At 72.5% G+C, this 15,205-nt stretch carries 14 protein-coding genes and 1 riboswitch; of the genes, 8 read left to right on the plus strand and 6 right to left on the minus strand.

The annotated features are described in order from the left end of the window. Positions 1-27: 27 nt before the first annotated feature. On the minus strand, positions 28-249 hold the full coding sequence (locus L3078_RS10665; protein ID WP_006123601.1) for a helix-turn-helix domain-containing protein: 222 nt from the start codon (positions 247-249) through the stop codon (positions 28-30). Between the two features lie 336 nt (positions 250-585). Beyond that, positions 586-2,184, minus strand: coding sequence for an ABC-F family ATP-binding cassette domain-containing protein (locus L3078_RS10670; protein ID WP_239753182.1), 1,599 nt, complete (start codon positions 2,182-2,184; stop codon positions 586-588). A 282-nt stretch (positions 2,185-2,466) separates the two neighbouring features. Between L3078_RS10670 and L3078_RS10675 the strand changes: the two genes are divergently transcribed. Continuing rightward, a complete protein-coding gene (locus L3078_RS10675; protein WP_239753183.1) occupies positions 2,467-2,880 on the plus strand; it encodes a VOC family protein in 414 nt (137 codons plus the stop codon). Positions 2,881-2,922: 42 nt separating this feature from the next. Here the strand turns inward: L3078_RS10675 and L3078_RS10680 are convergent, their stop codons facing one another. The 3 genes from L3078_RS10680 to L3078_RS10690 form a co-directional block, all read right to left on the minus strand. Beyond that, entirely contained in the window at positions 2,923-4,320 is a 1,398-nt protein-coding gene (locus L3078_RS10680) for a hypothetical protein (RefSeq protein WP_239753184.1), read from the minus strand. Between the two features lie 180 nt (positions 4,321-4,500). Next, complete coding sequence (locus tag L3078_RS10685; RefSeq protein ID WP_239753185.1) at positions 4,501-5,628, minus strand: alpha/beta hydrolase; 1,128 nt, start codon at positions 5,626-5,628, stop codon at positions 4,501-4,503. Between the two features lie 126 nt (positions 5,629-5,754). Then, a complete protein-coding gene (locus L3078_RS10690) occupies positions 5,755-6,465 on the minus strand; it encodes a class II aldolase/adducin family protein (protein ID WP_239753186.1) in 711 nt (236 codons plus the stop codon). Between the two features lie 174 nt (positions 6,466-6,639). Between L3078_RS10690 and L3078_RS10695 the strand changes: the two genes are divergently transcribed. The 3 genes from L3078_RS10695 to L3078_RS10705 all read left to right on the plus strand — a co-directional run bounded on the left by L3078_RS10695 (position 6,640) and on the right by L3078_RS10705 (position 9,092). Then, positions 6,640-7,389 (plus strand): lysozyme, encoded by a 750-nt coding sequence (locus L3078_RS10695; protein ID WP_239753187.1) that lies wholly within the window; start codon positions 6,640-6,642, stop codon positions 7,387-7,389. 190 nt (positions 7,390-7,579) lie between these two features. Further along, entirely contained in the window at positions 7,580-8,842 is a 1,263-nt protein-coding gene (locus L3078_RS10700; RefSeq protein ID WP_239753188.1) for an inorganic phosphate transporter, read from the plus strand. A 28-nt stretch (positions 8,843-8,870) separates the two neighbouring features. Continuing rightward, a complete protein-coding gene (locus tag L3078_RS10705) occupies positions 8,871-9,092 on the plus strand; it encodes a hypothetical protein (RefSeq protein WP_217185538.1) in 222 nt (73 codons plus the stop codon). Between the two features lie 99 nt (positions 9,093-9,191). Here the strand turns inward: L3078_RS10705 and L3078_RS10710 are convergent, their stop codons facing one another. Next, positions 9,192-9,458 carry a hypothetical protein gene (locus tag L3078_RS10710; protein ID WP_239753189.1) on the minus strand — a complete coding sequence of 89 codons (267 nt, stop codon included), beginning with the start codon at positions 9,456-9,458 and terminating at the stop codon, positions 9,192-9,194. A gap of 215 nt (positions 9,459-9,673) precedes the next feature. Continuing rightward, a riboswitch (cobalamin riboswitch) is annotated at positions 9,674-9,826 on the plus strand. 98 nt (positions 9,827-9,924) lie between these two features. Between L3078_RS10710 and L3078_RS10715 the strand changes: the two genes are divergently transcribed. The 4 genes from L3078_RS10715 (at position 9,925) to cobO (ending at position 15,201) form a co-directional block, all read left to right on the plus strand. Continuing rightward, on the plus strand, positions 9,925-10,866 hold the full coding sequence (locus tag L3078_RS10715; protein WP_239753190.1) for a cobalamin biosynthesis protein: 942 nt from the start codon (positions 9,925-9,927) through the stop codon (positions 10,864-10,866). Further along, complete coding sequence (locus L3078_RS10720; protein ID WP_239753191.1) at positions 10,863-12,371, plus strand: cobyric acid synthase; 1,509 nt, start codon at positions 10,863-10,865, stop codon at positions 12,369-12,371. Before L3078_RS10715 ends, L3078_RS10720 begins: the two co-directional genes overlap by 4 nt. Before the next feature lie 163 nt (positions 12,372-12,534). Next, positions 12,535-14,601 (plus strand): putative cobaltochelatase, encoded by a 2,067-nt coding sequence (locus tag L3078_RS10725; protein ID WP_239753192.1) that lies wholly within the window; start codon positions 12,535-12,537, stop codon positions 14,599-14,601. Further along, positions 14,602-15,201, plus strand: a complete 600-nt coding sequence (gene cobO, locus L3078_RS10730; protein ID WP_239753193.1) for a cob(I)yrinic acid a,c-diamide adenosyltransferase — start codon at positions 14,602-14,604, stop codon at positions 15,199-15,201. Positions 15,202-15,205 lie beyond the last annotated feature (4 nt).

Genomic DNA, 15,205 nt, shown 5'->3' on the forward strand with positions numbered 1-15,205 from the left:
CCATCGAAGCCGATGGGCCGCCCGGCGTCAGGCCGACGCGGCTTTCTTGCCCCGCGTCGCGCCACCACGCCCTCGGAGCGTGACGCCCGACTCGCTGAGCATCCGGTGTACGAAGCCATACGAGCGGCCGGTTTCCTCGGCCAGCGCCCGAATGCTCGCACCGGAGTCGTACTTCTTCTTCAGGTCTGCCGCGAGCTTGTCGCGCGCGGCGCCGGTAACCCGGCTGCCCTTCTTCAGAGTCTCGGCCACCCGGTCCTCCTCATGGGAAGTGCGCTCTGGTCTCCTCATGATCACCCCTCCGGGGCGGGTTGGCCACCCATTCGGCAAGGTCCGTGCGACAAGGTTTTGACGACAGGAGCGCGTCCCCACGAGCGGAACCTGTGATTCCGCCCGGCCGTGTCCGTACGGCCGAACGGGTTGTTCCGTGAAGCCCCAGGTCAGGGGCGCGCGACGGCCGAGCCCTTCGCAAGGAAGGACTCGGCCGTGAAATCGATGTAGGACACACCTCGGTACGAGGAGATCTCACACAGATGATGGATCACCGATGGGCCGAATGATCCAGCGGCAGTTGATCAACCGATTCGATCAAGCGAGCGCGACGAGATCCGCGTAGTCGGCGCCCCACAGGTCCTCGACGCCGTCGGGCAGCAGGATGATCCGCTCGGGCTGGAGCGCCTCGACGGCGCCCTCGTCGTGGGTGACGAGGACGACCGCGCCCTTGTAGGTGCGCAGGGCGCCGAGGATCTCCTCGCGGCTGGCGGGGTCGAGGTTGTTCGTCGGCTCGTCGAGGAGGAGGACGTTCGCGGACGACACCACCAGGGTCGCGAGGGCGAGCCTGGTCTTCTCGCCGCCGGAGAGGACCCCGGCCGGCTTGTCGACGTCGTCGCCGGAGAACAGGAACGAGCCGAGTGTCTTGCGGATCTCGACCAGGTCCAGGTCCGGGGAGGCGGAGCGCATGTTCTCCAGGACCGTGCGCTCCGGGTCGAGGGTCTCGTGCTCCTGCGCGTAGTAGCCGAGCTTGAGGCCGTGGCCCTCGATCACCTGGCCGGTGTCGGGCTTCTCGACGCCGCCGAGGAGGCGGAGCAGGGTGGTCTTCCCGGCGCCGTTGAGGCCGAGGATGACGACCCGGGAGCCCTTGTCGATGGCCAGGTCGACGTCGGTGAAGATCTCCAGCGAGCCGTACGACTTCGACAGGCCCTCGGCGGTGAGCGGGGTCTTGCCGCAGGGCGCGGGCTCGGGGAAGCGCAGCTTGGCGACCTTGTCGGAGACGCGGACGGCCTCCAGGCCGGCGAGCAGCTTGTCGGCGCGCTTGGCCATGTTCTGCGCGGCGACGGTCTTGGTGGCCTTGGCACGCATCTTGTCGGCCTGCGAATGCAGTGCGGCGGCCTTCTTCTCGGCGTTCTGCCGCTCGCGCTTGCGGCGCTTCTCGTCGGCCTCGCGCTGCTGCTGGTACAGCTTCCAGCCCATGTTGTAGACGTCGATCTCGGCGCGGTTGGCGTCCAGGTAGAACACCTTGTTGACGACCGTCTCGACCAGGTCGACGTCGTGGGAGATCACGATGAAGCCGCCGCGGTAGGTCTTGAGGTAATCCCGCAGCCAGACGATCGAGTCGGCGTCGAGGTGGTTGGTCGGCTCGTCGAGGAGCAGGGTGTCGGCGTCGGAGAAGAGGATGCGGGCCAGCTCGATACGGCGGCGCTGACCGCCGGAGAGGGTGTGCAGCGGCTGGCCGAGCACCCGGTCGGGCAGGTTGAGCGCGGCGGCGATGGTGGCGGCCTCGGCCTCGGCGGAGTACCCGCCCTTGGTGAGGAACTCGGTCTCCTGGCGCTCGTACTGCCGCAGGGCCTTGTCACGGGTGGCGCCGCTGCCGTTGGCGATGCGCTGCTCGTTCTCGCGCATCTTGCGGATCAGTACGTCGAGGCCGCGCGCGGAGAGGATGCGGTCGCGGGCGAGGACGTCGAGGTCGCCGGTGCGGGGGTCCTGCGGGAGGTAGCCGACCTCGCCGGAGCGGGTGATGGTGCCGCCGGCCGGGATGCCCTCGCCGGCCAGGCACTTGGTGAGGGTCGTCTTGCCTGCGCCGTTACGGCCGACCAGACCGATGCGGTCGCCCTTGGCGATGCGGAAGGTGGCGGACTCGATGAGGACGCGGGCACCGGCGCGCAGCTCGATACCGGAGGCGGAGATCACGGACAGACTCCAGGGCGGGTGGGGGTGGCGGGTGTGGGCGGCTGAGGACGTTCCCGCCGTCTAATGCGCGAGGAGAATGGCCATGGGCCGATTCTAACTGGGGGCGGCAAGCGGTTTTCCGCCCGTGTGACAAGGGATCACGTGGTCTCGGTCACCGGCTCGGCGGGGTGTTGTCAGTGGCCGGTGCAAAACTGGGCAGCGGGTCGTATTCCGGACGAGGAGCGGGATGCGGGCCGGACCGACGCGGACGACGGACCGGACGGCAGAGAGGTCGTGATCGGTATGGCAGGCAGGGGTGACGGACGCCCGAGCGTCTATCCGACGTTGCTCTACGCGGACGCCAAGGCCGCCATCAGGCAGCTCACGGAGGCGCTGGGCTTCACCGAGCTGTCGGTGTACGAGGGCGAGGACGGCATCGTGCGGCACGCCGAGCTGACGCAGGGCAACGGCGCGGTGATGATCGGCTCCAAGGGCAGCGGCAGCGTCTTCGACGGCGCGATGAAGGGCGCGGGGCCGGCGGGGGTGTACATCGTCGTGGACGACGTGGACGCCCATCACCGGCGGGCCGTGGAGCACGGCGTCGAGATCCTCACGCCCCCGACGGACCAGGACTACGGCTCCCGGGACTACATGGCCCGGGACGCCGAGGGCAATGTGTGGAGCTTCGGCACGTACGCCCCCGAGACGGGCGGCTGACCCCGCGCGACCGGCCCGTCGCACGGTGCCCCGTCGGCCGGGTCAGCTGCCGCCGGTGTGCACCTGGAACGCGGCGCGGCGGACGGCCTTGGCGAGGGCCGGGTCGGGGTGGGCCGCGGCGAGGGCGACCAGGACCTGGACGGTGCGGGGGTGGCCGACCGCGCGGACCTCGTCGAGCAGCGCGGGGACCGTGGGCTGCACCGCCGACTCCAGATGCCGGACGAGCAGGGGTGCCTCCCCGTGGTCGGCGACGGCGGCGGCCGTGTCGACCCAGAGCCAGGTGGACTCCTCCCGGGTGAGGACCTCGTGCGCGTCCTCGGGGTCGGCGCCGTCGTGCTCGGCGAGCCACAGCAGGGCGTAGGGGCGCAGCGGGGTCTCGTCGGCGACGGTGCGGACGTCGGGCTCGGCGGGGGCGCCGACGACGCGCAGCGCCTCGAAGGCGAGTCCGCGGATGAGGGCGTCCTCGCCGCGGGCGGCGTCGATGAGCTCGGTGACGGCGCCGCCGACGGGGCGGGCGGCGAGCCAGGCGCGGTACTCGGCGCGGGCCGCGTTGGGGCGGAGCTGGGCGCAGCCTCTGAGCATGTCCTCGGCGGAGACCTCGATGTTCCCGGCGGGGCTCTGCGCGGCGACGCAGATCTGTTCGAGCTTGACCCAGACCGCCCAGCTGCCGAGCGGGGTGAGGGTGGCCTGGCCGTCGCCGTAGGTGAGGGCGCCGACGGAGGCGAGGGCCCGCAGCGCCCAGTCGAGGAGGGGGGCGAGGGGGGTGTCTTCGGCGGTGGGCTCCGCGCCGGGCTCGGGCTGCGGGCCGTAGGGGACCTCGCAGCGCTCGGTGCGCAGTTCGGTGACCCGCTGGTCCAGGAGGTCGAGGAGCTGCTCCACGGGGACGGGCCCGGCGGAGAGCTGGAGGAAGGAGAGGACCTGGGGCATGGCCGAGACGACCTCGGCGACCGCCGCCGGCTCCCGGTCCTCGGGCTCCGGATACGCGATGGACCAGGCGTCGAAGAACGCGACCCAGCCGCGCAGTACGGCGCTGTCGTCGCGGTTCCAGGCACGCAGGCGCCAGCCGGGGCGCGCGCTGTCGCCGTGCACCTCGACCAGTCCGGCCAGACGTGCCGTGTCCCAGTCGTGGCGGACCTGAGCCGGGGTCAGCCCCAGTTCGGCCGCGGCCCGTTCGGCGGTCGCGGCGGAGAGGGTGCCCTGGCCGTCGGGGCTCGCGCCCTCGCGGCCCGGGCGCAGGGTGGCGTCGGCCCAGCGGGCGACGCGGGCCGCGTCCGCGAGGACGGCGCGGGCCATGCGGGCGAGTTCCACGGGCGGAGGTGTGCCCTCCGGGGGCCGGGGAGCCGGTCGGCGGCGCTGGGTCACTGCTGCTCGGGGAGCGGCGGCCAGGGTTCGCGGGCTGACGAGTCGGAGCCTGGAGTCGCGCGGGTTACGGGACGTCACGGGGGCAGTCTTCCGGTTGACGGTCCGAAAACCCAAACGGAATGTCACAGCGGGCGACAGGGGTGGCCAACGCACGGGTCCCTCCGGGGGGACATCGGCGGCGATCGTGTTGGTCCAGCGCTAAACGGAATGGGTCGTACCTGTCTGGGGCGAGCCCGGTCCCCCGCCCTCGCGGCACGCCTACACCAGTGGTGTCAGGAAGCGGCGCAGGCTCTCCTCGTACTCCTCGGGATCCGCGTTCCACATGGCGGCGTGCGGGGCGTGGCGGACCGTGCGGAGGGTGACCCGGTCGGGGCGGCGGGCGGCGAGGCGCCGGGAGGGGCCCCAGGGGGCGACGGTGTCGTCGGGGCCGTGGAAGAGCAGGGTCGGTGTCCTGAGCCCCGAGGCGTCGGTGTCCTGGCCGGTGGGGGCCGCGCGCAGTCCGGTGCGGCCCTGCGCGGCGCGGACGGCGAGGGGCAGCAGGGCACCGGGGGTGCGGCGGGCCGCGGCGAGGGCGCGGAGGGTGGCGGTCCAGTCGAGCACCGGTGAGTCCAGGACGAGTCCGGCGACGCGGTCGCGCAGCGGGGAGCGGGTGGCGGCGCGCAGGGCCATGGTGGCGCCGGTGGACCAGCCGAGCAGGACCACCCGTTCGGCGCCGAGGCGGACGGCGTGGCGGATGGCGGCGTCGACGTCTCGCCACTCGGTCTCGCCGAGGTGGTTCAGGCCGTCCGGGGAGCGGGGGGCGCCCGGGTCGCCGCGGTAGGCGGGGGCGAGCACCGGGAAGTGGTGGCGGTGCAGGAACTCCATGACGTTCATGGGGTGTTCGCGGGTGGCGCCCAGGCCGTGCACGGCGATCACCCAGACGTCCCGGTCCCCGGGCACGAACCAGGCGGGGAGGATGCCGAGTTCACCGGGGATCTCGACGTCGTCGTGGTCGAGGCCGAGCGCGGTGCGCGGGTCGCCGCGGTGGAGGTCGGGGGTGAGCCACACCTTGTCGCCCGGCTCCAGGGTGCCGTGGGTGACGCGTTCCAGGCGGCGTACGACCGTGTCGGGAGCGTGCGGGGCGCCGTCCAGGACGGTGCCGACGACCGCGTGGGAGCCGTTGCCGGTGAGGCCGTAGGTGCCGGGGCGCTGGGAGGCGAAGGCGCGGGTCAGCGCGATGCGGCCGGCGGCGGTGGCGTGCACGGTCAGCCGGGGTTCCGTGGGCAGCGGTTCGCCCGGCGGCGCCTTCAGCGCGACGTCGCTGGCCACCCGGCCCGCCGCCACACTGGCCGCACCGGCCGCGAACGCGACTCCGACAGCGGCGACCGCCGCTTTGACTGCACCCACGCCTCCAGTGTCCTGGCCGACCACGCCTCCGGCCAGTGGGCATGCACACCGGAGGGACCGAAGAGACGAAAGCGGGCCAGGGGTGGCGGCGGGTGCCGGTGGGTGGTGGCGTGCGGGACCCGGGGGCTAGGTCGGCTGGCCGTAGTCGCGGAGGTGGGTGGCGGCTTTCGTCAGTTGGGCGGGGGTGAGGAGGTGGGGGGTGCGGCCCGGGACGGAGGATGCCGTCAGCCAGACCCTGCACATCCATTCGAGCTGGGCCGTGCGGTCGTAGGCCTCGGAGAGGGTGCTCCCGTAGGTGATCGTGCCGTGGTTCTGGAGGAGACAACCGGAGCGCCCTGTCAAAGCGCGGAGCATGTTCTCGGCCAACTCCGGGGTGCCGTAGGTCGCGTAGGGGGCGACGCGGACCGGTCCGCCCAGGGCGGCGGACATGTAGTGGATCAGCGGCAGCTCGTCCACGAGCGTGGAGACGGCCGTCGCGTGCACCGCGTGGGTGTGGACGACGGCACGGGCGTCGGTGGTGCCGTGGATCGCCAGGTGCATGGGGAGTTCGCTCGTCGGGCGGAGCGTGCCGAGGACCTGCCGGCCGGAGAGGTCCACACCCGTCACGTCCTGCGGGGCCAGACGGTCGTACGGCACTCCCGTCGGTGTGACCAGGACGGTGTCCCCGACGCGCACGGACACGTTCCCCGAGGTGCCCACGACCAGGCCGTCGGCCACCGTCCGGCGGGCCGTCGTGACGAGCTCGTCCCACGCGTGCGCCACGTCGTCCGGCACACCGCGCCGCCGCACGTCCCGCTCGTCCCGCTCGCCCCCGGCGTTCCCCTGCTGCTCGACCATGCCGCGATCCTGCCAGGCGGCGGACGGTGACGGGTCCGTGGAAGCGCGGAGCCGGAGGGTCATATACGCATACGTCACCCGGAGTTGGTGATTGGCCGATGATCGACCGGGATTCGGTGATCTTCCAGTAATCTCCGGGTGTTTTGTCGCACAAACGCCATTCCGGGGGGAAGTATGGCCATCGCTCTCCAACCGTTCCGCCGCCGCCACCGCGCGTTCGCCGCCTCCGTCGCGGCCCTCGCCCTGGGGGGAACCGCTCTCGCCGAGCTCCCTGTCTCGGCCGCCGCCCGGCCCAGGGGGCACGACGTCTCCTCGCACCAGAAGAGGGTGGACTGGTCGAGCGCGAAGTCGAAGGGCGCCCGGTTCGTCTACGTCAAGGCGACCGAGTCCACCACCTACCGCAACCCGTACTTCGGCCAGCAGTACAACGGCTCGCGCGAGGCGGGCCTGATCCGGGGCGCGTACCACTTCGCGCTGCCCCACCAGTCGTCCGGGACGACCCAGGCCCGTTACTTCGTGGACAACGGGGGCGGCTGGCGCGCGGACGGCTGGACGCTGCCGCCGGCGCTCGACATCGAATACAACCCGTACGACAGGAAGAGGAAGTGCTACGGCCTGAGCGACGGCGCGATGGTCGGCTGGATCACGTCGTTCAGCGACGAGGTGAAGCGCCTCACGGGCCGCCGCCCGGTGATCTACACGACCACCCACTGGTGGAAGACCTGCACCGGCAACAGCCCGGCCTTCGGCAGGAACCACGCGCTGTGGCTGGCCCGGTACGACTCCTCCGGGGCGGGGGAACTGCCCGCGGGGTGGAAGGTCTGGACGATCTGGCAGTACGACAACGGCAGCGGGAACCTGCCGGGTGACCAGAATCTCTTCAACGGGTCGACGAAGCGGCTGAAGCAGTTCGCCCGGGGGTAGCGGACCTCGATATTCCGCCTCAGTTCGAAGGTCGGACCGCCGTCCCGCCGCGCCCCGACGGCCCGCCCGTCCGCAAGCGGAGCGGCGACACCTCGTTCATTACACCCGTACGCCTGTCCTAGTTCATCTTCCGTTCACCCAGGTTGCCTACGGTCCACATGCCACTGACGTCCGAAAGAAGCCCGGGTAAATGGAAAACTTCTCGCTGATCCTCGCGATCGTGGTCGTCACCGCGCTTGCGTTCGATTTTACGAACGGTTTCCACGACACCGCCAACGCGATGGCCACCACCATCTCGACCGGCGCCATGAAGCCCAAGGTCGCGGTGGCCATGTCCGCCGTGCTCAACCTTGTCGGCGCGTTCCTGTCCATCGAGGTCGCCAACACCATTTCCAAGGGGCTCGTCGACGAGTCCGGCATACAGCCAGAGGTCATATTCGCGGCGCTCGTGGGCGCCATCCTCTGGAACCTGCTGACCTGGCTGGTCGGGCTCCCCTCCAGCTCCTCGCACGCCCTGATGGGCGGCCTCGTCGGCGCCACCATCGCCTCGGTCGGCGTCAGCGGCGTGCACGGCGACGTGCTCGTCACCAAGGTGCTGATCCCCGCCGTCGCGGCCCCGCTGGTCGCCGGCATCGCGGCGATGCTCGCCACCCGGCTGACCTACAAGCTCGGACAGCACACGAGCGAGAAGGCCTCCGGCAAGGGCTACCGCGCCGGTCAGATCGCCTCCGCGGGCCTGGTCTCGCTGGCCCACGGCACCAACGACGCCCAGAAGACGATGGGCATCATCACCCTCGCCCTGGTGGCCGGCGGCGCCCTCGCGCCCGACTCCGACCCGCCGGTGTGGGTCATCGTCTCCGCCGGTCTCGCCATCGCGCTCGGCACCTACCTGGGCGGCTGGCGCATCATCCGCACGATGGGCAAGGGCCTGACCGACCTCCAGCCGCAGCAGGGCTTCGCCGCCCAGACCAGCGCGGCCACGGTCATCCTGGCCTCCTCGCACCTCGGCTTCTCGCTCTCCACCACGCACTCGGTCTCCGGTGCGGTGATGGGCGCGGGCCTCGGCCGCAAGGGCGGGGTGGTCCGCTGGTCCACCGCGACCCGGATGTTCGTCGCGTGGGGTCTGACCCTGCCGGCCGCCGCGCTGGTCGCCGCGCTCGCCGAGTGGGTGACGTCCTTCGGCAGCTGGGGCACGGCCGTCGTCGCGGTCTTCCTCATCGCCTCCAGCGCCGCGATCTGGGTGATCTCGCGCCGTGAGGTCGTCGACCACACGAACGTCAACGACACCGAGGAAACGCCCGGTGTGGTGACCACGGCGATGGCCGCCGTGACGCCGCCGCCCACCGCCGCCGTGGCCGAGGAGCTCGCGGCGACCATCCCGGCACCCGCGGCCGCGGCCGCCGCCGAGACCCCGGCCCCGGCGAACTCGTCCGCGCCGACGCCCGCCGTCTGAGCCCCGCGACCTCCTGAGGAAGATCACCATGCACATCGACTGGGCAGCCCTGGGCTCCGTCTTCGGAGTCAGCCTCGTGGTCACCGTGGCCCTCGTCGGCCTCTTCACCCTGGGGATCGTCGGCCTCTCCAAGCGGGAGGCCGCGACCGCCGCCGGCACGTCGCCCGCGCTCGCCACGACAGCGGCGTACGCCTGCTTCGCGGCCTGCACGGCGGCGGTGGGTTACGGGATCTACCTGATCATGGCCTGAGGCCACGTTCACCCGCTCCACCTCGCACGACACACAGAAGCGCACCCCTCGTACCGTTCGATCCGGTACGAGGGGTGCGTCGTCGGTCCGCAGCCGGCCTCAGCGCTCCCCCGGCCTGCGCGGCCGGGGGGTGAGCCCCCACCACAGGCCCGCCCCCGTGGCGAGCAGGGCGGTCACCGCCGGCCAGACGACGGCCCGCGCCTCCGTCGCCGGCACCAGCAGGGCGGCGAGAGCTCCCATCCCCACGGCCAGGACTCCGGCGACCGTGCTGAAGAGCACCAGCGGGGCGGCCGCGGACAACAGCGTCCGCCGGTCCCTCGACGCCCTCGCACGCGCCACGGCGAATGTCTCGGTCCGGTCTTCCATCGCGTGTACCTCCCGTCCCCCGAACGGTTCGTCAAGAGCCGTCCGTACCCGGGTCCACAAGCCCCGCCAGAAAACCACACCACGCGGCGTGACGGAAGGAGTGCACAGCGTTCTGATGCCAGTTGGACGCACCGGGATGCGGCGCTCCCGCGTCGAGGACCAGCGGTGTGGGGCTCGGCACACCGTCGCGCCGCAGGTCAACAGCGAGTTGACGGGTCTCGAAGGGGCGTGGTGGACTGCCGGGGCCATGTACGACGGCAGGAGAGGAAGCCGGTGCGAGTCCGGCGCGGTCCCGCCACTGTCACCGGGGAAGCAACTCGACGCGTCTCCCGGGAGCCAGGAACTCTCGCCGTCGGTCTCGTCGAACCAGGGCGTGGACACCCTGAGTGAGGACATATCGCCATGTGCGGCTGCCACTTGAGTCCCAGCACCGGATCCGCGTACGCCCTCGCGGTCGGCTGAACCCGTGCGTGCCGATCGCGTCTTCGCGTACGGCGCCACCGCCGGACTCCTCGGTGATCTGCTGCTCGGTGATCCTCGCCGGGGGCATCCGGTCGCCGCGTTCGGGCGGGCCGCCGGTGCCGTGGAGCGGGTGCTGTGGCGGGACCACCGGGGGTGGGGCGCGCTGCACACCGCCGTGTGCGCGGGTGGCGCCGTGGCGCTCGGGGCCGTGGCCTCGACCGCCGTACGGCCGTCGCGCGTGGCCTCCGTCGCGTTGACCGCCGCCGCCACCTGGGCCGTCGTCGGGGGGACTTCGCTCGCGCGGGAGGCCCGGACGATCGGACGGTCCCTCGACGCGGGGGACGTCGAGGGCGCGCGGGCCCGGTTGCCTCACCTGTGCGGGCGGGACCCCCAGGCGCTCGACGCGGACGGGATCGCGCGGGCGGTCGTGGAGTCCGTCGCCGAGAACACCTCCGACGCGGTGGTGGGGGCGCTGGTCTGGGGAGCCGTGGCGGGAGTGCCCGGGCTGGTCGGGTTCCGGGCCGTCAACACGTTGGACGCCATGGTCGGTCACCGGTCGCAGCGGTACCGGCGGTTCGGCTGGGCCTCCGCGCGGCTGGACGACGTGGTGGGGTGGCCGGGGGCCCGGCTGACGGCGGTGCTGGCCGCCGCCTCCGGTGGGGACGCCCGGGGGGCCGTACGGGCCTGGCGCGCGGACGCGGGCAAGCACCCGAGCCCCAACGCGGGGCCCGTGGAGGCGTCGTTCGCGGGGGCGCTCGGAGTGCGGTTGGGGGGCACGTTGTCGTACGGGGGGCGGGTCGAGCATCGGCCTGTGCTGAATGGAGAGGGACGCGCCGTCGTCGTGGGGGACATCGAGCGGGCCGTTCGGTTGTCCCGGCGGGTGGGGTGGCTGGCGCTGGGGATCGGTGCGGGTGTGTCGCTGCTGCGGTCGAGGAGTCGAGGATGAGTGGCGGACTGCTGGTGGCCGGGACCACCTCCGACGCCGGGAAGAGCGTCGTCACCGCCGGGATCTGCCGGTGGCTGGTGCGGCAGGGGGTCAAGGTCGCGCCGTTCAAGGCGCAGAACATGTCGCTCAACTCCTTCGTGACGAAGGAGGGCGCCGAGATCGGGCGCGCGCAGGCCATGCAGGCGCAGGCGTGCCGGGTGGAGCCCACCGCGCTCATGAACCCCGTGCTGCTGAAGCCCGGGGGCGAGCGCAGCAGTCAGGTCGTGCTGCTCGGGAAGCCCGTGGGTGAGATGAGCGCGCGCGGCTATCACGGCGGGCGGCAACAGCGGCTGCTCGGGACCGTGTTGGAGTGCCTCACCGAGCTGCGGGGCACGTATGACGCGGTGATCTGCGAGGGGGCCGGCTCTCCGGCCGAGATCAATCTGCGGCGCACCGACATCGTCAACATGGGGATCGCCCGCAACGCCGGGCTGCCCGTGCTCGTGGTCGGTGACATCGACCGAGGTGGGGTGTTCGCGTCGTTCTTCGGGACCGTCGCACTGCTCTCCCCCGAGGACCAGGCCCTCGTCGCCGGGTTCCTCGTCAACAAGTTCCGGGGCGACGTCTCCCTGTTGGAGCCGGGGCTCGACATGCTGCGCGGGCTCACCGGGCGACGGACGTACGGGGTGCTGCCGTTCCGGCACGGGCTCGGGATCGACGAGGAGGACGGGCTGCGGGTCTCGCTGCGCGGGACGGTTCGGGAGTCGAACGTCGCGCCGCCCGTCGGGGAGGACGTGCTGCGGGTCGCCGTGTGCGCGGTGCCGCTGATGTCCAACTTCACCGATGTGGACGCGCTCGCCGCCGAACCCGGTGTCGTCGTGCGGTTCGTGGACCGGGCCGAGGAGTTGGCCGACGCGGACCTCGTCGTCGTGCCCGGCACTCGGGGCACGGTGCGGGCGCTGGAGTGGCTGCGGGAGCGGGGGCTGGCCGACGCGCTGGTGCGCAGGGCCGCCGAGGGGCGGCCGGTGCTCGGGATCTGCGGCGGGTTCCAGGTGCTCGGCGAGCGGATCGAGGACGAGGTCGAGAGCCGGCTCGGGCGGGTGGACGGGCTCGGGGTGCTTCCCGTGCGGGTCCGCTTCGCCGTGGAGAAGACACTGACCCGGCCCGTGGGCGAGGCCCTCGGTGAGCGGGTCGAGGGGTACGAGATCCACCACGGGGTCGCCGAGGTGCTGGGCGGCGAGCCCTTCCTGGACGGGTGCCGGGTCGGGCAGACCTGGGGCACGCACTGGCACGGGTCGCTGGAGTCGGACGGGTTCCGGCGGGCCTTCCTGCGCGAGGTGGCGGCGGCTTCGGGGCGGCGGTTCGTGCCGGCCCCCGACACGTCGTTCGCCGAGCTGCGCGAGGAGCAGCTGGACCGGCTCGGCGATCTGATCGAGGAGCACGCGGACACGGACGCGCTGTGGCGGCTCATCGAGTCGGGCGCGCCGACGGGGTTGCCGTTCGTACCGCCGGGGGCGCCGGGATGAGGGCGCCGGGTCGCCCTCACCAGGAGAGGAAACTTCGTCTGCCGGCCGGTGGGGCTTCTCGCGCAGTTCCCCGCGCCCCTGAAAGGCAGGGGCTGCGCCCCGTTCCTTTCATCCCGCCCGTCCGCCCCCGTCTCGCTCATTCACCTCTAGGAGGTATCACCGCGTGAGCACGCACTTCCCCTTCACCGCCGTCGTCGGGCAGGGCGATCTGCAACTCGCCCTGCTCCTCAACGCCATCTCCCCGCGTATCGGCGGCGTGCTGGTGCGCGGTGAGAAGGGCACCGCCAAGAGCACCGCCGTGCGGGCGCTCGCGGCGCTGCTGCCGCCGGTGGAGGTCGTCGTCGGCTGCCGGTTCTCGTGCGACCCCGTGCAGCCGGACCCGACGTGTCCGGACGGGCCGCACGAACCGGCGTTCGAGACCCGGCCGTCCCGCATGGTCGAGCTGCCCGTCGGCGCCTCCGAGGACCGGCTCGTCGGCGCCCTCGACATCGAGCGGGCGCTGTCGGAGGGCGTGAAGGCCTTCGAGCCGGGCCTGCTCGCGGACGCGCACCGGGGCATCCTCTACGTCGACGAGGTGAACCTCCTCCACGACCACCTGGTCGACCTGCTGCTCGACGCGGCCGCGATGGGCGCCTCGTACGTGGAGCGCGAGGGCGTCTCCGTACGGCATGCGGCGCGGTTCCTGCTGGTCGGGACGATGAACCCCGAGGAGGGCGAGCTGCGGCCGCAGTTGCTCGACCGGTTCGGGCTGACCGTGGAGGTCGCGGCCTCGCGGGAGCCGGACCAGCGGGTGGAGGTCGTCCGGCGGCGGCTCGCCTACGACGACGACCCGGCCGGTTTCGCGGCCCGTTGGGCGGACGAGGAGGCCGGTGTACGTCAACGGGTCGTCGCGGCACGGGAGTTGCTGCCGTCCGTGGTGCTGGGCGACGGGGCGCTGCTGCAGATCGCGGCGACCTGTGCGGCCTTCGAGGTGGACGGGATGCGGGCCGACATCGTGATGGCCCGGACCGCGACCGCGCTGGCCGCGTGGGCCGGGCGGACCGAGGTCCTCGCGGAGGACGTGCGCCAGGCGGCACTGCTCGCACTGCCGCACCGGAGGCGGCGGAATCCCTTCGACGCGCCCGGCCTCGACGAGGACAAGCTCGACGAGACGCTGGAGGAGTTCGCGGAGCCGCCGCAGAACCCGCAGGATCCGCAGGACTCGCAGAACTCTCAGGATCCGCAGGACTCGCAGGACGACGACGATCCTGATCCCGGTCCCGACGGCCCCGGTGGCGGTGGGCAGCCGCCCGCTCCCGAGTCCGACGGGCCGCAGGGCGGCGACGGTGGCGGTCGGTCCGAGGCCGGCGAGGGTGTGCCCCCACAGGCTCCGGCCGCCGGTGAGCAGTCCGCCGTACGGGCCGCCGAGCCGTTCCGTACGAAGGTGCTCAGTGTGCCGGGGCTCGGGGAGGGTGCCGCCGGGCGGCGCTCGCGCGCACGGACCGAGCACGGGCGTACGACCGGGGCGCGCAGGCCGCGTGGCACGCTGACCAAGCTGCATCTGGCGGCGACCGTGCAGGCCGCCGCGCCGCACCAGCGGACGCGTGGGCGGTCCGGGCCGGGCCTGGTGGTACGGCGTGACGATCTGCGGCAGGCGACCCGGGAGGGGCGGGAGGGCAACCTCGTGCTGTTCGTGGTCGACGCCTCCGGGTCGATGGCGGCGCGGCAGCGGATGGGCGCGGTGAAGGGCGCGGTGCTGTCGCTGCTGCTCGACGCCTATCAGCGGCGGGACAAGGTGGGCCTGGTGACGTTCCGGGGGTCGGCCGCCGAGGTGGCGTTGCCGCCGACCTCGTCGGTGGACGCGGCGGCGGCCCGCCTGGAGTCGTTGCCGACGGGCGGGCGGACACCGCTCGCGGCCGGACTGCTCAAGGCGCACGACGTGCTGCGGGTGGAGCGGCTGCGGGACCCCGCGCGCCGGCCGCTGGTCGTGGTGGTGACCGACGGCCGGGCGACCGGCGGGCCCGAGCCCGTCGCGCTCGCCGGGCGGGCCGCTCGGCTGTTCGCGGCCGAGGGCCACGCGTCCGTGGTGGTCGACTGCGAGTCGGGCCACGTCCGACTGGGGCTCGCCGGGCAGCTGGCGGGTGAACTGGGCGGTACGGCGGTGACGTTGGACGAGTTGCGGGCGGACTCCATCGCCGGGCTGGTCCGGGATGTGCAGGGAACGCAGAGGACTTCAGGGAGGGCGGCTTAGATGCCTCAGGGACAGCCGAGTGTCGTACCGGACGACGGACTGACGACTCGTCAACGCAGGAACCGTCCGCTGGTCTTCGTGCACACGGGTATCGGCAAGGGGAAGTCCACCGCCGCGTTCGGGCTCGCGCTGCGCGCCTGGAACCAGGGGTGGCCGATCGGGGTGTTCCAGTTCGTCAAGTCGGCGAAGTGGAAGGTCGGCGAGGAGAACGCGCTGCGCGTGCTCGGGGCGTCCGGTGAGGGCGGGTCCGTCGACTGGCACAAGATGGGCGAGGGCTGGTCGTGGGTGCAGCGCGACGGCCAGATGGACAACGAGGACAAGGCCCGGGAGGGCTGGGAGCAGGTCAAGCGGGACCTCGCGGCCGAGACGTACAAGCTGTACGTGCTGGACGAGTTCGCGTACCCGCTGCACTGGGGGTGGATCGACACGGACGAGGTCGTCGACGTGCTGCGGAACCGGCCCGGCACCCAGCATGTGGTGATCACCGGGCGGAACGCGCCCGAGAAGCTGGTCGACTTCGCGGACCTCGTGACCGACATGTCGAAGGTCAAGCACCCCATGGACGCGGGCCAGAAGGGCCAGCGGGGCATCGAGTGGTGACATC

Origin of the sequence: Streptomyces deccanensis (genome assembly GCF_022385335.1) — a bacterium.
GTDB classification, from domain to species: domain Bacteria; phylum Actinomycetota; class Actinomycetes; order Streptomycetales; family Streptomycetaceae; genus Streptomyces; species Streptomyces deccanensis.